This window comes from Arthrobacter sp. PvP103 (assembly GCF_017833075.1).
Classification (GTDB): Bacteria; Actinomycetota; Actinomycetes; order Actinomycetales; family Micrococcaceae; genus Arthrobacter.
The window spans coordinates 4,552,289-4,573,793 of record NZ_JAFIBQ010000001.1; the positions used below are offsets into that span (position 1 = coordinate 4,552,289).

Consider the following 21,505-nt stretch of genomic DNA (forward strand, 5'->3'; position numbering starts at 1 on the left):
CCCTGATTTTATCCGACGCCCGCTCCGGCGTCAGCAGGAAAGTGCGGCCGCAACACGGAGCGCCGAAAGGCAGGCAGGAGCCGTCCTGAAGGCTCCTGCCGGCCCGCCGTTGCTACGAGAAGCGCTCGGCCCGGAAGGTGGCCAGCATCGGGTGCTTATTCCCGGTCATGATCTCCCCGGCGAGTAGTTCGCCGGCGATGAGTCCGAGCGTGGCGCCGGAGTGCGTAAAGGCCACGAAGCAGCCGGGAACCGAGCCCAGTTCACCGAGGACCGGTTCCCCGTCACCGGGAATCGGCTTGTAACCGATCTTCCAGGAAGCTGGCTTGAGTTCCGGGTTGCCGGCGATGAGTTTGGATGCCTCGTCGGCCAGTTCCTGAACCACGTCATCCGGGATGCTGAACTGCCCGTCCCCGTGCTCGGTGATGCGGTCCTCGTACCAGTCGTGGTCCAGAGCGAGAGTGTTTCCGGGGTTGGGGCGAACGGCGGCCCGCGGGGTGTTCATCACGGCCCGGACCGAGTGGTCCACCGGCTTCGTCAGGACAAGCATGGAGACGGGCGAGCCATTGGGAATGTGGACGCCCAGGGGCGCGACGACGGCGGGAGTTGCCGCACCGCACGCTACCAGCACCGTGCCAGCCTCGTAGGTTTTGCCTCCCGTTGTTGCGACGCCGGTGGCCCGGCCCCCGTTGACGGTTACTGACGCTTTACCTGCGTTGAGAACCAGCTCGCCGCCGCGGGTATGAAATTCCTCCATGAGGAAATCCACCAGATCGGGGAGGCTGACCCAGCCTTCGCCCGGATTAAAGATGGCGTTGTCCGCGATGGCACGTGAATCGATGCCGGGGGTGACGGCAGCGATTTCTTCGGGTGCGAGCAGCTTTGAGTCATAGCCGACGGATTTTTCGTAGGCGTGGCGGGACTCAGTTGCATCCGACTGTCCGGCGGCGTTCCACATGAGGCCACCGTCGAACTGGAGCCATTCCCTGCCGGGATCTGCAGCGAAGAGCGTGCGGTACCGGTCCACCCCGGCGAGGCGCAACTGGTGATACGGGGTGGAGCGTTCCCCGGCGGAATTGAGCCAGGAGAGGGACCGGCCGGTGGCCTCACTTGCAAGGCCGCGTTCGGTCAGAAGGACGACGGATGCGCCTTGGCGTAGCAGGTGAACGGCGGTGGAGACTCCAAGGATGCCGCCGCCGATGACGGCGACGCGCTTGGGTGAGGCAGTGGAGGACATACGTCTTCCCTTTCTTTTTTGTTGGTTGGCCAGGTGCGAGCGCGTTGGCCCGGCGCCTAGGCGAACGCGTGGATTTTTTCGATGATGCTGAGGACTTCAAGGGATTCGGCGGGCTGAACGGGCAGCTTCCCCCGGCCGTGGATGGCCTCGGCAAGTCCGCGGTAGAACTGGGGATAACTGCCCCGTTCGGCAGGAACGGGCGTGGTGCTGCCGTCAATGCCCAGGGCCCCCCACGAGTCCTGGGGCTCAACGCCGTAGGCGGGATCCGACGGTTTCACTCCTGCAGCGAGGGCCGGTTCCTGGCTGTCCAGGCCCCATTTTGTGTAGCCGGCGCTGGAACCCAGGACGTGGAAGCGCGGGCCTACCTGGGCGGCCATGCCGTTCATCCACAATCTGGACCGGACCCCGGATGCATGGAACAGGGACACAAAGGCTTCGGTATCGGCGCTCCCAGGGTGCGGACTGTGGTTGGCTGTCTCCCCGTAGCTGTGCTCAACAGGACCGAAGAGCTGGATTGCCTGATCGATAAGGTGGGCGCCGAGGTCGTGGAGTATGCCGCCCCCTTCTGTCAGCGTGGCGGTGTCACGCCAGTTCCGGAATCCCCCCGGACGCCACCACTCAAAGCGCGATTCAAAACTGCGGATCGTTCCCAATGAACTTTCCCGGACAAGCTTCTGGATAGTCAGGAAGTCGGCGTCCCACCGGCGGTTCTGGAATACCGTCAGGTGGACTCCGGCGTCGGCTGCTCGGGAAATGAGCTCACCGCCTTGAGCCGTTGTGGTGACGAATGGCTTGTCCACCACAACGTGGAGTCCGCTGGCTATAGCCGTTGCTGCAAGATCGAAGTGCGTGAGCGGCGGAGTGCCGAGGATGACGAGGTCAAGGTCCGAGGCCAGGGCAAAGAGGGCCTGCGGTGTGGGAACGATCCGGGTATCCGGGTAGCGCAAAGCCGCTTCAGCGGCCCGCGCCGGATCCGCCGTCACGATGGCGTCGAGGGAGTAGCCGGGATCAGCCTCGATCAGAGGTGCGTGGAAGACCCTTCCGGAGATCCCGAAACCGACGACTGCGGTCCTGATGGGTGACGTTTGAATCTCAGGCATTACAGCACCTCCGACAGGAAGCGCCGTAGACGTTCGCTGCGGGGATTGTCGAAGATTTCCGCCGGTGTGCCTGCCTCCACCACCTCGCCTTCATCCATGAAGACGACCTGATCGGCCACTTTGCGGGCGAAACCCATTTCATGGGTGACCACAAGCATGGTCATGCCGCGTTTGCCGAGCCCGGCCATGAGGTTCAGCACGCCCTTGACCAGTTCCGGGTCCAGCGCGCTGGTGGCCTCGTCGAAAAGCATCACCTCGGGCTCCATGGCCAGGGCCCGGGCTATGGCGACACGCTGTTGCTGGCCGCCGGAGAGGTCGCGCGGGCGGTGGTCGGCACGTTCGGCGAGGCCCACCTCGGCGAGGCGGCGCCGGGCGCGCTCCCTCGCCTCGGCCTTGGGCATGCCCTTGACGCTCCAGAGGGCCAAGGCAACGTTTTCGAGGGCGGTATGGTCCGGGAAAAGGTTGAAGTGCTGGAAGACCATGCCGATGCGGGCCCGCAGGGTGTCCGGCTTGACTTCGAGTGCGCTTTGGCCGGCCAGGAGGACGTCCCCGCTCTTGGGTTCATGCAGGCGGTTTATGCCGCGAAGCAGGGTTGACTTCCCGGAACCTGAAGGCCCGATGATGCACGTTGTGGTGCCGGGGGCCACAGTGAGACTTACGTTGCGGAGGACCTCGACCTCGCCGTAGGCCATGGTCAGGTTTCTCAGTTCCAGGCTGGAACCGTGGAAGGTCTCGATGTCCGGCGCGGTATTGTTCGTGCTGGTGCTGCTTGTGAGGTTCACGTGTTGCTCCCGGTGATCAGCGGCGAGGCCGCGTCGAGTTCCTTGACTTCGTTTAGTCCGCTGGTGGGGGCGGAAGGACGGCGGCGGCCGGTCCTGAAGCGGCTGTCGAAGTAGTTGACCAGATGGGTCAGGGGGACCGTGATGATGAGGTAGAAGATGCCCGCCATGACCAAGGGGGAGAGGTTTCCGGAAAGTACTGCGGCGTCCTGGCCTACTCGGAAGAGTTCACGTTCAGTAACCAGCAGTCCCAGGAAGTAGACGAGGGAGGAGTCTTTGACGATGGCGATGAACTGGTTGACCAATGCAGGTAGGACCCGGCGAATCCCTTGTGGAACCACGACAAGGGCCATGGACTTGGCATAGCTCATGCCCAGTGCGCGGCAGGCCTCGCCTTGGCCTCTGTCGACGCTTTGGATGCCCGCGCGGAAAATTTCACCGATATAGGCGCTGGCGATGAGACTCAGCGCAATGATTCCCAGCGGGTAGGGGGAAGGCCCAAAAATGGACTGGCTGAGACGCGCGAATCCCTGGCCAATCAACAGGATGGTCAGGATTGCGGGCAGGCCGCGGAAGAGGTCGGTGTAGATCCGGGCCGGGACGCGGAGCCATTTCGAAGGGGATATACCCATGACTGCGACGACCATGCCCAGCGCTACGCCAATGATGGTGGCGGCGACGGAGATGATGAGGGTATTAAGAAGACCGACCCCCAGCAGTTGGGGTAGGACTTCGGCCATTGCGCCGAAGTCGAAGAAGGTGCGGATGATGGTGTTGAACCAGTCCATGGGGTGCTCTCAGACGTAGGTAGCTTGTGAATCCCGGGGCGGGCCGCGGTAGGCGGCCCGCCCGGTCGTGTGCCGGATCGCTTGCCGGCTGTGGTGCCTTATTTGCTGGGTGCCGGCGTGGCTTTCTGCTCCGCCTTGGGCAAGTACTGCTCAGGCATCGGGGAGCCCGGGAACCATTTCTGGTAGAGCTTCTTCCAGGTGCCGTCCTCCATCGCCGCAGCCAGACCCTTGTTCAATGCGTCCCTGAATGCTGTCTTGCCTTTGGCGATGGCGAACCCGGCCGGTGCGTCGAAGGAGGGAATGTCTGCCGCGCTAACCAGGCCGTGCTGTTCCTCATAGGCCTTGGCGGCCTCGTAGTCCAGGAAATGGGCGTCCACGGTGCCGCTGTTCACGGCTGCGATGGCTGTGTTGTTGTCCGGGAAACGCACCAGGCTGGCCGACGTGAAGTTCTTGACCGCGTAGGCTTCCTGGAGAGTTCCTTGGACTACGCCGAGCCGCTTACCGGACAGGCCCTCGGCGTCCTTGATGCCCGAGGTCTTGGTGGTGATGACGGTCAGGTAGCCGGCTAGGTAGCCGTCGGAGAACTCAACAGTCTCCTTGCGCTTGTCCGTGATGCCTATGGCGGCCACGCCGACGTCGAACTGGCCGTTGGCCACGGCGGACAGCAGCCCCGAGAAGTCTTGTCCGGTGAAGACCACATTGTCCACGCCGGCACGGTGGGCCACGTCCTTGAAGAGTTCGACGTCAAAGCCGGTGAAGTTCCCCTGCGCATCAGCGAAGGTGTAAGGCTTGGAGTCTCCCAGGCTGGCTACCCGGATGGTGCCCGGCTGTATCAGGCCGTAGGGGTTATCCGCCGCAGTCGAGGTTGATGCGGCAGTCGATCCTCCGCAGCCTGACAGGGCGAGGAGTGCCGCGACGGCAGCAGCGACGACCGCACCGGGACCGAAGTTCAATCGTTTACTCAAGGTTTTTCCAATCGTAGGAAGCAGAAGGCGGCCTGTGGCCTTTCATGGTGGGAATCTCTTGTTGAGTCCGGTCTCAATCGCTAAGATTGAGACCGGACTCATAAGGGGTTGCTATGAATGTAACCTAAGCCACATTGGCCGTCAAGGCCCCTTTCGGAAGGCTGAAATGATCAGTAATGGATCCAGGCGCCGCGACATCACGGTCGCCGACGTCGCAAAGGCCGCCAACGTTTCCAAGGCCCAGGCCGCACGCGCCCTGGGGAATTACGGCGCAGTGAGCGAGGATGTGCGGGAGCGGGTCCTGGCCGCGGCCGAGGAGCTTTCCTACCGCCCGAATGAGCTCGCGCGCAGCATGAATACCGGGAAATCACACACTATCGGTGTTGTGGTGGGGGACATTGAAAATCCCCACTTCGGTCTGGCCACCCGGGGCATCACTGACACGGCAAAGAAGAGCGGCTACAACGTCATTCTGGTCAACACCGACGAGGAAAAGGCGGCCGAAGTTGAGGCCGTCCAAGTGCTCTTGGACAAGCGTGTAGACGGCCTCATCGTGGCGCCAGCGTCCTCTGTGGAGACAGAACATTTACGGCACGTTTATGATTCGGGACGTCCTTTGGTCCTTCTTGACCGGGCAGCAGAAGGGCTCGACATCGCAACGATTGCCGTGGACATGACAGCGATCTCCTACGAGTCGACCCGGTACTTGCTTGATGCCGGGCACCGACGGATCGCCTTCGTTTCGACGCTCAAGACGGACCGGCCCTACGTTGCGGGCATGAAATTGGATTCCTCGCAGATTTCGGAGCGTTGCCGGGGCATGTTTCAGGCCTTCGAAGAGAAGGGCCTCAGCCAGCCTGAGGATCTGGTGCGGCTCAACGCCGGAGACGCCGAATCCATCAAGAAGATCACCAGGGAACTGTTGGAGGGCCCGGATGCGGCGACAGCGATCGTTGCCTCGGACGGTCTTATCGCGTTGAGCATCGTGGAGGCCATCCAGGAACTGGGACTGTCTATTCCAACAGATGTCTCGTTCCTGATGTACGACGACTTCGCATGGACCCGCCTCACCACGCCGCCCCTCACCGTCATTGCCCAGCCTGTCTACGAGATGGGGATAGCGGCCGCCAACGCCCTCATCCGACAGATCGAAGGACGCAAACCATCGGTACCAGTCACAGAACTTACTGCCAGACTGATCCATCGCGGATCCGTCGGGTCACCCCGCACCGCAGAGGTTCACGGCTAGAAGACGCTACCGGGTTGCGTGGTGTCCTGCCAGAGCGCCCAGTCGGCGGGTTCGAGGGACGGCCTGCCGAGGAAATATCCCTGACCGGCGGTCATGCCGAGCGTCGTGACGGCATCCAGTTCCGCCGCGGTCTCGATTCCTTCTGCCACCAGGAGGGCGGCTGTCTCTGCCGCGAAACCGACTATTGCGGCCCCTAGGGCGCGGTGGCTCCGATCCGAGTCGATGTCTCTGATGATCGTCCGGTCGAGTTTGATCAGATCGGGCTTGAGCTGGACGATGTGCTGCATGGAGGCGAATCCTGCCCCGGCGTCATCGATGGCCACCCGCACCCCGGAACTCCTCAGCGGTGCAAGCGCGCTTAGCAACTGCCCGTAGTCGTCCACTTTCTGGCGTTCTGTCACTTCGAGCACCAAGCCCGAGGGGTGGATTGTGCCCTGCGAGATCGACTCCAGCACGCGAGGGTCCAGACATACGCCCGGAGAGAGGTTGATGGCAACGAAGATTCCCCGGGGCAGAGCAGCCGCTGTGTGCAGAGCGGTGCGCAACGCGAGCAGTTCCATCTCTGCCTCCATGCCGATGGAAGCAGCCTGCATGAACCAGGCCTCGGTGGTGGTGCCGTCGGATGTGGGAAACCGGCTCAGGGCTTCGGCGCCGATGACAGTCCCGCTTCTGAGGCATCGGATCGGCTGGAAGGCAGTGACGATGCCTTGGCCGGACACCAAGGCCGTGACTCGCTCCCGGATCCGCTCTGCGGCACGGTCCGACGGGGAGGGGCTATCAAGGGCGCGGGCAGTGCCTTCAAAGCCTTTCCCGGTTCCCTCGGCTCCGTATACCGTGTGCCCGGTGACCTCCATCAGCACCCGGCTGCCGTCCCGGTGCCGGCAGACGAGGACCAGCCCGTTGAAGCTGGATTCGTCCTCGACCACGGGTTGTGACTTGAGGGCAGCGGCCAGGTCGGCGGGATCCAGGACCAGGCCGATTGGACTTCCTACCAGCTCTGATGGTGTGTAGCCGATCAGTGGCCCGCACATCGGACTGGAGAAGGTGATCGTCCCGTTATGGTCGACTGCCCAGAGCCACTCGCGGCTCGTTCGCATCAGTTTCTCGATGTACCCGGAAGATTCTGACGCCTGGGCGCGCTCCCGCTGCCGTTGGCGGTTCAGCTGGATGGCCGCGAAGACGACGATCGGCACTAATGACAGCGCCACAATATCCAGCACCCAGAGCCGCTCAGACGCCCCGCCGCGGATTTCCGGTGCGAACAACGAGGGGACTCGCACTGCAAGAGCAAGCAGCACCTCCGCGAGGACGACCAGAGCCAGCCAGCATCCGGCCGGGATCCTGCGGATGTCGGCCGGAAGAACTTTCCGGATGCGCCGCAGGCGCTGCACCCTTTCCCTCGTGACCGCCGCTTGGTTCCGGGCCTTCCCGGTTACCGGGTCCGGCATTTGCATGCAATAAGCACCGGCGTACGACTGATCACGAGACCCCCCTCTGCTGGACAGTTGCCGCCATCATGCCACAGGTACCGCATCTTCGTGAGGAAGACAGTGCTCAGGGTCGTCTCCACCAGCGGCCACGGCCAGCACCTGCGGGTGAAAAACCGGGGAGATTCCCTCGATTCCGGGCACAGTGGAGGTCTACGGTAGAGGAGTGAGCGATCGTCCCGATATCTTCACCGTTGGTGAACTGCGTGCAGCAGGCCATGTGCTCAAGGATCTGCGTCAGGAGATCCGCGGCAACCTGCTCACCGCGCTTGCCGCCGGCCGTGATCCGTGGCCCGGGATGTACGGTTTCAGCCGGACTGTTCTTCCCCAGCTCGAGCGTGCGCTGATCGCCGGCCACGACGTCGTCCTGCTCGGTGAGCGTGGTCAGGGCAAGACACGGCTGCTCCGCACCCTGGTGGGTCTGCTCGACGAGTGGTCCCCGGTGATCGAAGGTTCCGAACTGAACGAACACCCCTTCGAGCCGATCACGGAGCACTCCCGTGCCCGTGTGCTGACCGAGGGGGACCGGTTGCGCGTGTCGTGGCGGCACCGCTCGGAACGGTACGTCGAGAAGCTCGCTACGCCTGACACCTCCGTGGCCGACCTCATCGGCGACGTCGACCCGATGCGGGTGGCTGAAGGCCGGCGGCTCGGGGACCCGGAAACCATCCACTACGGACTCGTCCCGCGCTCCAACCGCGGCATCATCGCCATCAACGAACTGCCCGACCTCGCCGAGCGGATACAGGTCGCGATGCTCAACGTGATGGAGGAGCGCGACATCCAGATCCGCGGCTATGTGCTGCGGTTGCCCCTCGACGTGCTCGTCGTCGCGTCCGCCAACCCGGAGGACTATACCAACCGCGGCCGGATCATCACGCCCTTGAAGGATCGCTTCGGCGCCGAGATCCGGACCCACTACCCGATAGAGCTGGAGGACGAGGTGTCTGTCATCCGGCAGGAGGGGCGGCTTGTGGCTGACGTCCCGCCCGTCATCCTTGAGATCCTGGCGCGTTACACCCGGGCGCTGCGGCAGTCCCCGGCTATCAGCCAGACTTCCGGAGTCTCGGCGCGGTTCGCCATCGCGGGCGCGGAAACCGTTGCCGCTGCGGCGCTGCGCCGTGCCAGCGTGCGCGGCGAGGACGAGGCCGTCGCCCGCATCATTGACCTGGAGACTGCAGTGGAAGTCCTCACAGGCAAGATCGAGTTTGAATCCGGTGAGGAAGGGCATGAACAGGCGGTCCTCGACCACCTCCTGCGCACGGCCACGGCCGAAGCTGTGCGGGCGCACTACCACGGAATCGACCTCGGTCCGCTGGTGGCGGCCCTCGACGGCCACAGGACAGTGACCACCGGAGAGCAGGTCACTGCACGGGAGTTCCTGGAAAACCTCCCGTCCCTTAACTCATCCGGCCTCTATGACGAGATCAGCGGGCGCCTGGGCGCCATGAACGACGGACAGCGTGCCGCCGCAATCGAACTTGCATTGGAAGGCCTTTACCTCGCCCGGCGGATCTCCAAGGAGTCCGACGACGAGGAGACGGTCTATGGCTAGGAACCAGGGCTACGGATAGGCGGCATCATGGGTGTGCACAACCGGTCCAGATACGGCCGGTACAGGGGAGGACCCGATCCGCTCGCCCCGCCGGTGGACCTCGCCGAGGCGCTCGACGCCATCGCCGAGGACGTCATGGCAGGCTACTCGCCCCGGCGCGCCCTGCAGGAGTTCCTGCGGCGCGGCGGCCGGAACCGTGAAGGGCTCGACGACCTCGCCAGCCGCGTACAGCAACGCCGGAGTGAACTCCTGGGCCGCCACCGGCTGGACGGCACCCTCAGCGAGGTCAAGAAACTCCTCGACACTGCGGTGCTTGAGGAGCGCAAGCAGCTCGCCCGCGACGCCATGATGGACAACACAGACCGCGCATTCAGGGAGATGCAGCTGCAGAACCTGCCCTCGTCCACAGCGGCAGCGGTCAACGAACTCGCCTCCTATGACTGGCAGTCGGGCACCGCCCGGGAAGCCTACGAGCGGATCAAGGATCTGCTGGGCCGTGAGGTCCTCGACCAGCGGTTCGCCGGCATGAAGGAAGCGCTCCAGAACGCCACAGACGAGGACCGCGAGGCGGTGAACGAGATGCTGCGTGACCTCAACGGGCTACTGGACAAGCACCGGCACGGGCAAGACACCGACACGGACTTTCAGGAGTTGATGGCCCGGCACGGCCACTTCTTTCCGGAGAATCCACAATCCGTCGAGGAACTGATCGACGCACTGGCCAAGCGCGCAGCTGCTGCCCAGCGGCTCCTGCAGTCCATGTCCGCGGAGCAGCGCGATGAGCTGATGCGTCTGTCCGCCCAGGCGTTCGGCTCGCCCGAACTCATGGCCCAGCTCGATCAGCTGGACTCCAGCCTGCGTGCCCTGCGCCCGGGGGAGGACTGGAATGGATCCGAACGCTTCGAGGGCCAGGAAGGACTCGGGCTGGGCGACGGCACCGGTGTGCTCCAGGACATCGCCGAGCTCGACGAGCTGGCCGAGCAGCTCTCGCAGTCCTACAACGGGTCACGTCTCGACGATCTGGACCTTGATGCACTGGCCCGCCAACTCGGGCCAAAAGCCGCCGTGTCAGCCCGCACGCTCGCCGAGATCGAGCGGGCCATGCAGGACGGCGGCTACCTGCGGCGCGGCGCCGACGGCGACCTCCGGTTGTCCCCCCAGGCCATGAGACGGCTCGGTAAGTCACTGTTGCGGGAGACCGCCAGGCAGCTGTCCGGCCGGCAGGGGCGCCGGGACACGCGCGTCGCCGGGGCAGCCGGAGAGCAGACCGGCTCCAGCCGTCAATGGGAGTTCGGGGACGCCGGGCCGTGGGACGTTACCCGCACCATGACAAACGCGATCCGCCGCACCATGGCCGGCGGCGGTGACCCGGGCCGAGGGGTGCGCCTCGAGGTAGAAGATATCGAGGTGACGGAGACAGAGGCGCGCACCCAGGCTGCCGTCGTCCTGCTCGTCGACGTGTCGTTCTCGATGGCCGCCGAGGGCCGGTGGGTGCCGATGAAACGCACCGCACTGGCCTTGCACCATCTCGTATCCACCCGGTTTCGCGGGGACCGGCTGCAGCTGATCACCTTCGGCCGCTACGCGCAGACCATGGACATCGGCGAACTTACGGCCTTGGCATCGCGGCGGGAACAGGGAACCAATCTCCATCACGGGTTGTTGCTGGCCAACCGCTTCTTCCGCCAGCATCCGTCGATGCAACACGTCCTCCTCGTGGTGACCGACGGCGAGCCTACCGCGCACCTGTTGCCGGAGGGGGACTCTTGGTTCGATTACCCGCCGGACCCGGAGACCATCCGCGTCACGATCGCCGAGCTCGACCGTCTCGGCCGCGCAGGAACGCAGGCCACGTTCTTCCGGCTGGGGAGTGACCCGGGGCTCGAGCGGTTCGTCCAGCGCATGGCCCGCCGAATCGACGGCCGGGTCGTTGCGCCCGAGGCCGGGGACCTGGGGGCTGCCGTCGTGGGGGAATATCTCCGCGCTCATTTCCGCGGACGCCCCTTCGACGACGCCGACTGGGCTTCATAGGACACATCCGCACCTTTACCGTCGCAAAAGACTGTACTTGTATAGTTGTATACAAGTTCGAGATGGTGGAGGTCGTCGATGGTCTAATCGCAGTCCCGGAATACCGGAGCACATCTGGTCTACGGAGAGCTGAAACGCCGGATCCTCACTCTGGAACTGAAGCCGGGCGAACGCATCTTCGAACCGGCAATGGCGACGGCGCTTCAGGTCAGCCGGACGCCGCTGCGGGAGGCGATCCGGCGGCTGATCTCGGAGGGTCTGCTGGAACAGCAACCCACGGGAGGCGTGCTGGTCCCGAACCTGAACGAAGGGGTGATCGCCGAGCTTTACGGCGTACGCGCGGCTTTGGAGTCCCTGATGGCCCGGGAAGCGTGCGCCAAAGCGACGCCGGCCGATATCGCGGCCCTGGAGGGCATCGTGGAACGCAATGCGGCCATGGTGGAGTTCGCCGACGAAGCCATGAAGTACGGGATGTCGCTGCATACCGCTATCTCGGACATTGCCGGAAATTCGTGGGCCCGGAAGTTTCATGACCAGGTCTCCAGCCAGATGGAGCGCTACCGGCACTTCACCAACAACACGCAGGAACGCCGTGACCATGCTCTCGCCGACCACCGCATCCTGGTGGAGGCCATTGCCTCGGGCAAGCCGGAAGCAGCCGCCAAAATCGCTTTCGACCATGTCGTCGGCGCCCGGGATGCAGCGGTGCGGGCCGTCTCCGGCACCGCACCCGTCACCCCGTGATCGGTGAACTGGGCCGCCGTTCAGCGCTGGCACTTCTCCTTCACTCGACTCTGATCCAGGCCGTGACCTTCCTGGTCCGGCCGGCAACCACTTACCGGGCGCTGGAACTGGACGTGCCGGGATATGCCCTGGGCGTCCTCGCGGCCAGCTACGCTGTTTTTCCCCTGCTCCTGGCAGTCCCAACCGGCGCCCTCGTGGACCGGTTAGGTGAGAGGCGGCTCATGGTGACCGGGGCCGCCGTCGTACTTGGTTGTTCCCTTTTCCTGCTGTTTTGGGGGACCTCAGTCCCTGCGTTGGTTGGCGGTACGGCGCTGCTTGGCGCAGGACAGCTGGCGTGTGTCGTGGGGCAGCAGGCTGTCGTCGCAAACAATGCCGTGGCGTCAGGGCTTGACTCCGCGTTCGGATACCTGACCTTCGCGGCGTCGTTGGGCCAGGCGCTGGGCCCGCTGGCAATCTCCGTGGTTGGTGGAGCCTCCGTCCGTCCGGACACGCAGGCAATCTTCTTCCTCTCGGCCGGCATGAGCCTGGTTCTCTTCCTCACCACCTTCCTCATCTCGACGAAGGCCACCGGAAGGAAGTCCGGTGCCGCAGCAACAGACGGCCCTCAAGGAAGTGTCGCATCGCTGCTCAGGACGCCGGGGCTGGTCCGGGCACTGGCTACCAGCGCCACGGTGCTGGCCGTGGTGGACCTGACCGTGGTCTACCTGCCGGCACTCGGCACGGAGCGCGGGTTCAGTGCGGCCGCAGTGGGCCTCATGCTCGCGGTGCGGGCCGGGTTCTCGATGGTTTCGAGGCTGGGGCTCGGGCGCCTGTCCCGGAGGTTCGGCCGGGGGCGGCTCATGGCTTCAAGCCTCGCGCTTTCCACCGTCGCACTGGCCGTCGCCGCGATTCCGATGCCGCAGTGGCTCCTCTTCATGGTGATGGCCGGGCTGGGCCTCGGGCTGGGCATCGGCCAGCCGCTGACCATGTCCTGGCTTTCGGCGCAGGCCCCGGACGGCCAGCGCGGAAAGGCCCTGGCCCTGCGGCTTGCCGGGAACAGGGTGGGCCAGGTGGTCCTGCCCAGCGCCATCGGGGTTGTGGCGGCTGGGCTCGGGGCGGCCGGAGTGTTCCTGGCGTCAGCGGTCGTTGTGGGCGGAACGCTTCTGCTGGTCCGCGGCGTGCGCCTGGACGACTAACAGCTGCATCGGCCCAGACATTGCCACGCTAACAAAGGCGTTTCATCCAAGGGACAATTCCGGCGACACCCACCTAATGCGGGTGCGTGCGGGGTTGACGGCGGCGGCGTTCCAGCGCGACGACGTCGCGGCCGAAGGAGAAAACAAGCAGCGGAAGGGCCAGCGCGGGCGCTGCGGCAGCAACAGCGGGCGGGATACCCGGGGTCAGCGCAAGAAGCAGCGCGAACGGCTGGAAGGCCCCGATTGCCTTGCGCGCAGCGTTGGGCGGAAGCGGGCCGCGAAGGTGGGGCCGGAGGCGTCCCGCGGCCACAAAAACGTAGTAAAGCGCACCGATGCAGAGGGTCCAGAGCCCGATGACCGCGCACGTCGCAACAGAAAGAACGAGCACCAGAGCGGCGTCGGTAGCGCTATCAAGGCGTGCCCCGGCCGTCGAGGCTGTCCGTGTGCGACGGGCGACGAAACCGTCAACGGCGTCGAGAAGGAAGGCAACGGCACCCACGATGACGAGGAGCTGGTCCGGGCGCTGCCCGCCGACCAGCACAGGCACGGCCAGTACCCCGCAAAGGGCCACGAGGACTGCCCGCAACAGGGTTACCCGGTCGGCGGCTGTGGAGAAGCGGGGAGTGCGTCGCATGACGGAGTTGGCGGCGGCTCCAATGACCACAGCGCCGGCGCCCAGGCCCACAGACTGTAGTCCGATACCGGGGGAGTGCAACGTGGAGAGCCATATTCCTGCCACCCCGTACGCGGCAACAGCGGCCATCGCGTCGGCCGCTGCACGCCCTGCCGTCCTGCTTTCCATGAGCCACCTCGCCCACATGCTAGCAGGGAGGGGTGGGAGGTGCGGGGGAGGGGTGGCAGCCCGGCGCTGTCTGACTGCTTAGAGGCGGAGTTCCATGAAAACGCTGTTCGGATCCAGGGCATAGCCGGCAAAGGGCGGGCATTCGGTGAATCCGGTGCGGACGTATAGTCGCCTTGCGGGAGCGAAATACTCCTCTGTTCCCGTCTCAAGGTAGATGCGCCTGTAGTCCCGGCTTCGGGCTTCGTCCACGATGTGCCTGAGCATCATGGTGGCGACGCCGCGCCCCCGTGCGCTTGCTGCGGTGCGCATCGACTTGATTTCGCCGTGCTTCGCTGAACCGGTCCGGGAATCGAGGAGTTTAAGTGCGCCGCACCCGAGGAGTTCGCCTTCCTCGCGGGCCGTCCAGAATGTAATTGAGGGTCCGGAGAGCGCTGAGTGGTCCAGCGCGTGCACACTTTCGGCCGGTGACGTGGCGAACATGTCCGCCAGGTGCTCGCTCAGGAGCCGGTGGACATCCGCGCGCGCGGGGCTGTCCTGATCAATGTGTATCATCGCCCCAAATTTACCGGTCGCCCCTCGTCATACGCCACGTCGGCGACGCCGCTCACTGCACCAGCACTACCGGTAACAGCACAAAAGGCGGGCGCGCAGCCGCGGGGATCCTCCGCCGTCGTACCCTGCTGTGAGGCGCCGATGCAGCCCGGCCGCAACCTCCGGATCAGTAGCATCGGGCCAGGACGAAGACGTCCATATAACCAGCAAAGGAATAGTGAATGACGAGAATGCTGATTATTGGTCCGCCCGGTTCCGGCAAGGGAACCCAGGCGGAACGGATTTCGGAACGCCTCGGCGTAGTGGCGATCTCCACCGGCGATATCTTCCGGGCCAACGTCAAGGGCGGGACCCCGCTGGGCGTCGAGGCCAAGAAGTATATGGATAACGGAGACTTCGTGCCGGACAGCGTCACGAATGAAATGGTGCGGAGCCGCCTCAGCCAGGACGACGCCAAAGAGGGCTTCCTGCTTGACGGCTACCCGCGCACCGTTGCGCAGGTGGACTACCTCGACGGAATCCTCGCATCCGGCGACCGGAAGCTCGGAGTGGTCCTCCAGCTGACGGCCGACGACGAGGAACTGGTCTCCCGCCTGCTGGGCCGGGCCAGGGAAACCGGCCGAAGCGACGACAACGAAAGCGTCATCCGCCACCGGCTGGACCTGTACCACGAGCAGACGGAGGCCGTGGTGGCCAGGTATGCCGGCCGCGGGATCCTCGCGCAGGTGGACGGGATCGGCGGAATCGAGGAGGTCACGGACAGGGTTCTGGGCAGCATCGATGACCTGCTCGGGGTGCCGGTCCAGGGACAGTAGAACAGCAAAGGCGGGAGGACGACGGCGGCACGTACCGCCGTCGTCCTCCCGCCTTTTGCGTCCCGGACCCGCTGCCCCGGCACCGCAGACTAGACTCTGATCGGACCGCCGGGAGGCGGCCCGCAGTATGCAAAGCAGTGGGCGCGCACCTTGGAAGGAGCCACGATGGCCGGCGGCAGCCGCGAACCCGGCAGGACCGTGACGTCGAAGGTTCTCTCCATCCTGGAAGCCTTCGAAAAGTCCCGTGGTGCCCTTAGCCTGACCGATATTGCCGAAAAATCGGGGCTGCCGCTGAGCACCGCCCACCGGCTGGTCACCGAGCTCACCGACTGGGGACTCCTGTCCCGCGAACCCAACGGCCGCTACCAGCTGGGCATCCGGCTCTGGGAGCTCGCCCAGAACACCGGGCGGCAGCTCCGCGACGCGGCGCGGCCCTTTGTCCAGGACCTGTTTTCGCTCACCGGCGAAACCGCGCACCTGGCGGTCAGGGCCGGCCACGAGGTGCTCTACATCGACAGGGTCTACGGCTCCAGGCGTGTGCCCCGCGCCGGTCGGGTCGGCGGCCGGCTTCCCATGCACGCGACCGCCGTCGGAAAGGTCATCCTCGCCTTCGATGAGGACTGGGTCCGTGACGCCTACCTGAACCGGCAGCTGGAGCGGCACACCGCGCACACCCACGTGGACCCCAAGCAGCTGGCCGCAGAGCTGACCCGGATCCGTGAGCAGGGCTACGCCACAACCTTGGAGGAAGTCCGGCTGGGATCCTGCTCGATTGCCGTCCCGGTGTTCCATACCGGCAGGATTGGAGCGTCCATCGGCCTTGTGCTGCCCACCGACCAGGCTGCCACGATGACCCGGCACCTTCCTGTCCTGCGGGGGATCGCCGCCCAGATTGAGCGCGCCACGGCGCGGATTCCGCTGGAAACACTGTTGGGCAGCCACGCCGCGCTTACCGACTAAGCCGCGTTTCCCGTCTCGCAGGGCCCGCAGACTAAGTCGCTTCCGCTCAGTGGAAGAAGTTCGGCCCCGGGCGGGTGATGCGGGCCACACTGGTGAATAAGAACCCCGGCATGCACTGGCGCTGCCGGCGGGACCGAAAACCAAGGAGCTTAGATGTCACCCTCGACGGAAACGGCCGGCCGCTGTCCCTTTGGACACGGCGCCGAAGCACCCGCAGGGCACCACGGCTACGAGCCGTTCCAGATGAAGGACCCCTTCCCGGCCTACGCCGAACTCCGGGCCGAGCAGCCCGTGATGTTCGACGAGCGGGTCGGCCTCTACGTCGTCTCCCGCTATGACGACATCAAGGCTGTCTTCGAGGACTGGGAGACCTTCTCCAGCGAAAACGCCCAGGCCCCCGTCCGCGAACGCGGCCCCGCCGCGAAGAAAATCATGGAAGACGGCGGCTTCACCGCCTACTCGGGTCTGTCCGCCCGCCGCCCTCCGGAGCACACCCGCATCCGCGCCGTGGTCCAAAAGGCCTTCACGCCGCGCCGCTACAAGGCGCTGGAGCCCTTCATCCGGCAGAACGTCATCGAACTGATCGAAAAGATGCTGGCGCGCCCGGAACACCGCGGGGACATGGTCAAGGACCTCGCCTACGACGTCCCCACCATCACCATCCTCACCCTCATCGGAGCGGATGTCTCCCAGGTGGACACCTTCAAGCGCTGGAGCGACTCCCGCGCGGCCATGACCTGGGGCGACCTCAGCGACGAGGAACAAATTCCGCACGCCCACAACCTCGTGGAGTACTGGCAGGAATGTCTCCGGCTGGTCAAGGTGGCCCACGAGCAAGGCGGCGACAACCTCACCGCGGACCTGGTGAAGTCGCAGCAGGAGGGTGCGGAGATTTCCGACCACGAGATCGCCTCCGTCCTCTACAGCCTGCTCTTCGCCGGGCACGAGACCACCACCACGCTGATCTCCAACGCCCTGCGCGAGCTGCTGTCCCGGCCCGAGCAGTGGCAGCAGCTCGTCGAGGACCCCAAGAAGATCCCCGCCGCCATTGACGAGGTCCTGCGCTACGCCGGCTCGATCGTCGGCTGGCGCCGCAAGGCGCTCAAGGACACCGAGGTTGGTGGCGTGCCCATTGAGGAGGGCGCGCAGCTGCTGCTCCTGATGGGCTCCGCCAACCGGGACGAGACCAAATTCAACGCCGGCGAAGACTTCGACATCACCCGCCCCAACGCCCGCGAGCACCTCTCCTTCGGGTTCGGCATCCACTACTGCCTGGGCAACATGCTCGCCAAACTCCAGGCCAAGATCGCACTCGAGGAAGTGGCACGGCTCGCCCCGGCGCTGCAGCTGGAGAACCCGGAAGCCATCACCTTCCGGGAAAACCTCTCCTTCCGAGTCCCCGAGTCCGTCCCCGTCAGCTGGAAGGCCTGAGAAATATGCAAAGCAACGAATTCATCCAGTTCTTCGACGGCGGCCTGGAACCGAAGCTCGAAAACCTCGGCGGCAAGGGTGCCTCCCTGGTCACCATGACCTCCGCCGGCATGCCCGTCCCGCCCGGCTTTGTGGTCACGACGGCGCAGTTCGACACTTTTATGGAGGAAGCCGGCATCACCCGGCACATCCACCAGCTCCTCGCCGACCTGGACCCAGAGAATATGGGCCAGGTGGACAAGGTCTCTGCCGCCATCCGCGAGGACATCTGCTCCCGCCCGGTGCCGCAGGCGATGCGTGAACTCACCGTCGGTGCCTACGAGGCCCTGATGTCCCGCTTCGACGCACCCGTCCCGGTGGCCGTGCGTTCCAGCGCCACCGCGGAAGACCTCCCGGATGCCTCGTTCGCAGGCCAGCAGGACACCTACCTCTGGCTCGCCGGCGTCAAGGCCGTCACCGAGCACATCCGGCAGTGCTGGGCCTCGCTCTTCACTTCCCGCGCCATCATCTACCGGCTCAAGAACAACATCCCCAACGAAGGCCTCTCCATGGCCGTCGTGGTGCAGAAGATGGTCAACGCCCGCGTCTCCGGCGTCGCCATCACCATGGACCCCACCAACGGCGACCGGTCCAAGATCACCATCGACTCCTCCTACGGGGTCGGCGAGATGGTGGTCTCCGGCCAGGTCACCCCGGACAACATCATGCTGGACAAGGTCACCTTGACTGTCATCTCCGAGCACCTTGGCGACAAGCATGCCGAACTCGTCCCGGATGCCGTTGCGGGACGGCTGGTGGAGCAGGAGGTCGACGCCGTACGCCGCGGGCGCCGCAGCCTCAGCGACGCCGAGCTCACCGCCGTCGCGCAGATGGCCAAGCGTGCGGAGAAGCACTACAAGTGCCCGCAGGACATCGAGTGGGCCCTCGACGCGGACCTGCCCGACGGCGAAAACCTCCTGCTGCTGCAGTCCCGCCCCGAAACCGTGCACTCCTCCAAGGCATCCACTCACACTGCCCCGCAGCCGGTGGTCTCCGGCGGCTACTTCAGCGGATTCAGTGCCGGCACGCTCAAGCCGTCCGCCTAACACCCGTTTTTGCCGTTCGTCCGCTCCATCACCCAGGCTCAACGCCGAGCCCGTATTGAAAGGACCGCCATGTCCCTGAAGTCCTTCCCCAAACCCTCCGAGCTTGCGGTCCCCGCCGGCGCCGAGGGCTGGGAAAAGATCTACCCCTACTACCTGGTCTTCCAGGACAAGCTCAAGGAACAGGAAGACGCCAAGTTCTGGTTCTGCGACAGCCAGCACTGGCCCACCGTCTTCAAGCCCTTCGAGACCATCGGCGGAGAATTCGCTGTCAAGTGCCTGGGCCAGTACAACGCCCGGCACCTGATGATCCCCAACGCCAACGGCATCGAATTCCGGGTGCACCTGGGATACCTCTACATGTCGCCCATTCCGGTGCCGGAGGACCAGATCGCCGCCCGCGTGCCCCTGTTCGAACAGCGCGTGGGGCACTACTTCCAGAACTGGGACAAGCTCCTCAAGCAGTGGCACGTCAAGGTCAAGGGCACCATCGACGAGATGGAAACCATCTCCTTCCCCGGACTCCCGGACATGGTCCCGATGGAGGACATCCTCTCCGGAAAGGGCAAGGACGGCTCGGAGAAGCTGCTGGAGAGCTACGACCGGCTGATCCAGCTGGCCTATCAGAACTGGCAGTACCACTTCGAGTTCCTCAACCTCGGCTACATCGCTTACCTGGACTTCTTCAACTTCTGCAAGCAGGTCTTTCCCAACATCCCGGACCAGTCCATCGCCACCATGGTGCAGGGTGTGGACATGGAACTCTTCCGCCCGGACGACGAGCTCAAGCAGCTCGCCAAACTCGCCGTCGAACTGGGGCTGCAGCCGCATTTCAGCAACACGGACGACGTCGACGCCACCTTGCGTGCCATCGCGGCGGCCCCCGGCGGGGACCGCTGGACGGCCCAGTACGAGGCTGCCAAGGACCCGTGGTTCAACTTCACCGTGGGCAACGGCTTCTACGGCCACGACAAGTATTGGAACGAACACCAGGAAATCCCGCTCGGCTACATCGCGGACTACATCCGCCGCGTGGACGAGGGCCAGGAGATCATGCGCCCGATCGAGGCCCTGATCATCGAGCGTGACCGCATCATCGAGGAATACCGGGATCTGCTGGAAGGCGAAAACCAGGCGCTCTTCGACGCCAAGCGCGGGCTTGCCGCCACCGCCTACCCGTACGTGGAGAACCACAACTTCTACATCGAGCACTGGACCATGGGCGTCTTCTGGCGCAAGATTCGCGAACTCAGCCGCATGATGCAGGCCGAGGGCTTCTGGACCGAACCGGACGACCTGCTCTACCTGGGCCGCAACGAGGTCCGCGACGCGCTCTTCGACCTGGTCACCGGCTGGGGTGTCGGCGCCAAGCCGATCGGCCCGGACTACTGGCCGGAGGAGATCGAACGCCGCCGCGGGATCGTGGACGCGCTCAAGACCGCCCGGCCCGCCCCGGCCCTGAACACCCCGCCGGAAATCATCACCGAACCCTTCACCCGGATGCTCTGGGGCATCACCACGGAACAGGTCCAGCAGTGGCTGGGCGCAGGCGAGGCCGTCGAAGGCGGCGGCCTGCGCGGCATGGCCGCCTCGCCCGGCGTCGTGGAAGGCCTGGCCCGCGTGGTCACCGATGCGGACCAGCTCTCCGAGGTGCAACAGGGCGAGATCCTGGTCGCCACGGTCACCGCGCCGTCCTGGGGCCCGATCTTCGGCAAGATCAAGGCCACGGTCACGGACATTGGCGGCATGATGAGCCACGCGGCCATCGTGTGCCGCGAGTACGGCCTCCCGGCCGTGACCGGCACCGGCTCGGCGTCCACCACCATCAAGACCGGCCAGCGGCTGCGGGTGGACGGCACCAAGGGCACGGTCCAGATCCTCGACGCCGAAGACGAACTGGTCGTCGCAGGACCGGGCGCGCACAGTCACAGCCATGTCTGATGCATCGATGCCCCCTGCAGACGATGCAAGTTCGGGCCAAAGCGGCAACCCTGACCGCACCGTCCTGATCACCGGTGCCGCCGGCGGCCTGGGCCGGGCGTTCGCGCTCGGCTTCGGCCGCCGCGGCTACCGCGTTGCGGTGGCGGACGTGAACCTCGACGGCGCGGAGGAAACGGCCAAGCTGGTCCTGGACACCGGGGCCGACGCGGCATCCTTCCACGCCGACGTCACCAGCGTTGCCTCCACCGAGGCCCTCGCGAAAAGCTGCGCGGAATTCGGCAACGGGAGCATCGACGTCGTGCTTAACAACGCCGCGGTGTACGCGGGGGTGACCCGCAGCCCGTTCGAGGACATCGACCCGGCCGAATGGGACCTGGTGATGAACGTCAACCTCAAGGGCCCCTGGCTCGTCACCCGGGCCGCCAGCCCGTACCTGCCCGAGGGCGGGCGCGTCATCAACCTCTCCAGCGCCACGATCTTCAGCGGCTCGGAGCAGTGGCTGCACTACGTCGCCTCCAAGGGCGGCGTGGTGGCCCTGACCCGGGTGATGGCCAAGGAACTGGGCCGGCGGGGGATCACCGTCAACGCGATTGCCCCCGGTTTCACCCTCACCGAGGCCAGTTACGGGCTGATGGAGAACGCCGAGAACTACGGTGTGGACCGGGGCGCCATCAAGCGCGCCAGCCAGCCGGAGGACATTGTGGGCGCGGCGCTCTTCCTGGCCGGGCCGGACAGTTCCTACTACACCGGCCAGACCATGGTGGTCGACGGCGGCCGCCAGTTCATCTGACCGCCCCTTTTCACTCAACGTCCCG

19 protein-coding genes are annotated in these 21,505 nt (G+C 65.2%); 11 read left to right on the forward strand and 8 right to left on the reverse strand.

The window, feature by feature from the left end; all coding sequences use genetic code 11:
- Positions 1-112: 112 nt before the first annotated feature.
- From JOE41_RS20710 to JOE41_RS20730, 5 genes are all read right to left on the reverse strand, one after another.
- Positions 113-1,234, reverse strand: a complete 1,122-nt coding sequence (locus tag JOE41_RS20710) for an FAD-binding oxidoreductase (protein WP_209753464.1) — start codon at positions 1,232-1,234, stop codon at positions 113-115.
- A 56-nt stretch (positions 1,235-1,290) separates the two neighbouring features.
- Positions 1,291-2,334 (reverse strand): Gfo/Idh/MocA family oxidoreductase, encoded by a 1,044-nt coding sequence (locus tag JOE41_RS20715; protein ID WP_209753465.1) that lies wholly within the window; start codon positions 2,332-2,334, stop codon positions 1,291-1,293.
- Positions 2,334-3,116, reverse strand: a complete 783-nt coding sequence (locus JOE41_RS20720) for an amino acid ABC transporter ATP-binding protein (protein WP_307800734.1) — start codon at positions 3,114-3,116, stop codon at positions 2,334-2,336. The genes JOE41_RS20715 and JOE41_RS20720 overlap by 1 nt, the downstream gene beginning before the upstream one ends.
- A complete protein-coding gene (locus JOE41_RS20725) occupies positions 3,113-3,901 on the reverse strand; it encodes an amino acid ABC transporter permease (RefSeq protein ID WP_011691829.1) in 789 nt (262 codons plus the stop codon). The genes JOE41_RS20720 and JOE41_RS20725 overlap by 4 nt, the downstream gene beginning before the upstream one ends.
- 98 nt (positions 3,902-3,999) lie before the next feature.
- Entirely contained in the window at positions 4,000-4,866 is an 867-nt protein-coding gene (locus JOE41_RS20730; protein WP_011691830.1) for an ABC transporter substrate-binding protein, read from the reverse strand.
- 166 nt (positions 4,867-5,032) lie between these two features.
- Between JOE41_RS20730 and JOE41_RS20735 the strand changes: the two genes are divergently transcribed.
- Entirely contained in the window at positions 5,033-6,115 is a 1,083-nt protein-coding gene (locus JOE41_RS20735) for a LacI family DNA-binding transcriptional regulator (protein ID WP_011691831.1), read from the forward strand.
- On the opposite strand, the gene JOE41_RS20740 is transcribed toward JOE41_RS20735, so the two are convergent.
- Positions 6,112-7,563: an EAL domain-containing protein gene (locus JOE41_RS20740; protein ID WP_209753466.1), complete on the reverse strand. Its 1,452-nt coding sequence runs from the start codon at positions 7,561-7,563 to the stop codon at positions 6,112-6,114. The genes JOE41_RS20735 and JOE41_RS20740 overlap by 4 nt on opposite strands.
- A gap of 205 nt (positions 7,564-7,768) precedes the next feature.
- Between JOE41_RS20740 and JOE41_RS20745 the strand changes: the two genes are divergently transcribed.
- The 4 genes from JOE41_RS20745 to JOE41_RS20760 all read left to right on the forward strand — a co-directional run bounded on the left by JOE41_RS20745 (position 7,769) and on the right by JOE41_RS20760 (position 13,107).
- Positions 7,769-9,157, forward strand: coding sequence for a sigma 54-interacting transcriptional regulator (locus JOE41_RS20745; protein WP_209753467.1), 1,389 nt, complete (start codon positions 7,769-7,771; stop codon positions 9,155-9,157).
- A 27-nt stretch (positions 9,158-9,184) separates the two neighbouring features.
- On the forward strand, positions 9,185-11,188 hold the full coding sequence (locus tag JOE41_RS20750) for a VWA domain-containing protein (protein WP_209753468.1): 2,004 nt from the start codon (positions 9,185-9,187) through the stop codon (positions 11,186-11,188).
- Positions 11,189-11,302: 114 nt separating this feature from the next.
- Positions 11,303-11,932 carry a GntR family transcriptional regulator gene (locus tag JOE41_RS20755; protein WP_209753708.1) on the forward strand — a complete coding sequence of 210 codons (630 nt, stop codon included), beginning with the start codon at positions 11,303-11,305 and terminating at the stop codon, positions 11,930-11,932.
- Entirely contained in the window at positions 11,929-13,107 is a 1,179-nt protein-coding gene (locus JOE41_RS20760; protein ID WP_209753469.1) for an MFS transporter, read from the forward strand. Before JOE41_RS20755 ends, JOE41_RS20760 begins: the two co-directional genes overlap by 4 nt.
- A gap of 73 nt (positions 13,108-13,180) precedes the next feature.
- Here JOE41_RS20760 and JOE41_RS20765 read toward each other — a convergent pair whose 3' ends face one another.
- A complete protein-coding gene (locus JOE41_RS20765; protein WP_209753470.1) occupies positions 13,181-13,909 on the reverse strand; it encodes a CDP-alcohol phosphatidyltransferase family protein in 729 nt (242 codons plus the stop codon).
- A gap of 78 nt (positions 13,910-13,987) precedes the next feature.
- A complete protein-coding gene (locus tag JOE41_RS20770; RefSeq protein WP_209753471.1) occupies positions 13,988-14,461 on the reverse strand; it encodes a GNAT family N-acetyltransferase in 474 nt (157 codons plus the stop codon).
- A gap of 230 nt (positions 14,462-14,691) precedes the next feature.
- On the opposite strand from JOE41_RS20770, the gene JOE41_RS20775 reads away from it, so the two are divergent.
- From JOE41_RS20775 to JOE41_RS20800, 6 genes are all read left to right on the forward strand, one after another.
- The gene (locus JOE41_RS20775; protein ID WP_198011584.1) at positions 14,692-15,276 is read left to right on the forward strand and encodes an adenylate kinase; all 585 of its coding nucleotides are present in this window, start codon (positions 14,692-14,694) and stop codon (positions 15,274-15,276) included.
- Positions 15,277-15,441: 165 nt separating this feature from the next.
- A complete protein-coding gene (locus JOE41_RS20780) occupies positions 15,442-16,236 on the forward strand; it encodes an IclR family transcriptional regulator (RefSeq protein ID WP_011691840.1) in 795 nt (264 codons plus the stop codon).
- 153 nt (positions 16,237-16,389) lie between these two features.
- On the forward strand, positions 16,390-17,667 hold the full coding sequence (locus tag JOE41_RS20785; protein WP_209753472.1) for a cytochrome P450: 1,278 nt from the start codon (positions 16,390-16,392) through the stop codon (positions 17,665-17,667).
- 5 nt (positions 17,668-17,672) lie between these two features.
- Positions 17,673-18,752, forward strand: coding sequence for a PEP/pyruvate-binding domain-containing protein (locus JOE41_RS20790; protein ID WP_209753473.1), 1,080 nt, complete (start codon positions 17,673-17,675; stop codon positions 18,750-18,752).
- 69 nt (positions 18,753-18,821) lie between these two features.
- On the forward strand, positions 18,822-20,690 hold the full coding sequence (locus tag JOE41_RS20795; RefSeq protein ID WP_209753474.1) for a PEP-utilizing enzyme: 1,869 nt from the start codon (positions 18,822-18,824) through the stop codon (positions 20,688-20,690).
- The gene (locus JOE41_RS20800; protein WP_245200779.1) at positions 20,683-21,480 is read left to right on the forward strand and encodes an SDR family NAD(P)-dependent oxidoreductase; all 798 of its coding nucleotides are present in this window, start codon (positions 20,683-20,685) and stop codon (positions 21,478-21,480) included. The genes JOE41_RS20795 and JOE41_RS20800 overlap by 8 nt, the downstream gene beginning before the upstream one ends.
- Positions 21,481-21,505 lie beyond the last annotated feature (25 nt).

Excerpts from the sequence above, each read along its gene's own strand:
- JOE41_RS20710 (WP_209753464.1), bottom strand. The coding sequence starts at position 1,234 with ATGTCCTCCACTGCCTCACCCAAGCGCGTCGCCGTCATCGGCGGCGGC.
- JOE41_RS20715 (WP_209753465.1), bottom strand. The coding sequence starts at position 2,334 with ATGCCTGAGATTCAAACGTCACCCATCAGGACCGCAGTCGTCGGTTTC.
- JOE41_RS20725 (WP_011691829.1), bottom strand. The coding sequence starts at position 3,901 with ATGGACTGGTTCAACACCATCATCCGCACCTTCTTCGACTTCGGCGCA.
- JOE41_RS20735 (WP_011691831.1), top strand. The coding sequence starts at position 5,033 with ATGATCAGTAATGGATCCAGGCGCCGCGACATCACGGTCGCCGACGTC.
- JOE41_RS20740 (WP_209753466.1), bottom strand. The coding sequence starts at position 7,563 with ATGCCGGACCCGGTAACCGGGAAGGCCCGGAACCAAGCGGCGGTCACG.
- JOE41_RS20750 (WP_209753468.1), top strand. The coding sequence starts at position 9,185 with ATGGGTGTGCACAACCGGTCCAGATACGGCCGGTACAGGGGAGGACCC.
- JOE41_RS20765 (WP_209753470.1), bottom strand. The coding sequence starts at position 13,909 with ATGGAAAGCAGGACGGCAGGGCGTGCAGCGGCCGACGCGATGGCCGCT.
- JOE41_RS20770 (WP_209753471.1), bottom strand. The coding sequence starts at position 14,461 with ATGATACACATTGATCAGGACAGCCCCGCGCGCGCGGATGTCCACCGG.
- JOE41_RS20775 (WP_198011584.1), top strand. The coding sequence starts at position 14,692 with ATGCTGATTATTGGTCCGCCCGGTTCCGGCAAGGGAACCCAGGCGGAA.
- JOE41_RS20780 (WP_011691840.1), top strand. The coding sequence starts at position 15,442 with ATGGCCGGCGGCAGCCGCGAACCCGGCAGGACCGTGACGTCGAAGGTT.
- JOE41_RS20785 (WP_209753472.1), top strand. The coding sequence starts at position 16,390 with ATGTCACCCTCGACGGAAACGGCCGGCCGCTGTCCCTTTGGACACGGC.
- JOE41_RS20790 (WP_209753473.1), top strand. The coding sequence starts at position 17,673 with ATGCAAAGCAACGAATTCATCCAGTTCTTCGACGGCGGCCTGGAACCG.
- JOE41_RS20795 (WP_209753474.1), top strand. The coding sequence starts at position 18,822 with ATGTCCCTGAAGTCCTTCCCCAAACCCTCCGAGCTTGCGGTCCCCGCC.
- JOE41_RS20800 (WP_245200779.1), top strand. The coding sequence starts at position 20,683 with ATGTCTGATGCATCGATGCCCCCTGCAGACGATGCAAGTTCGGGCCAA.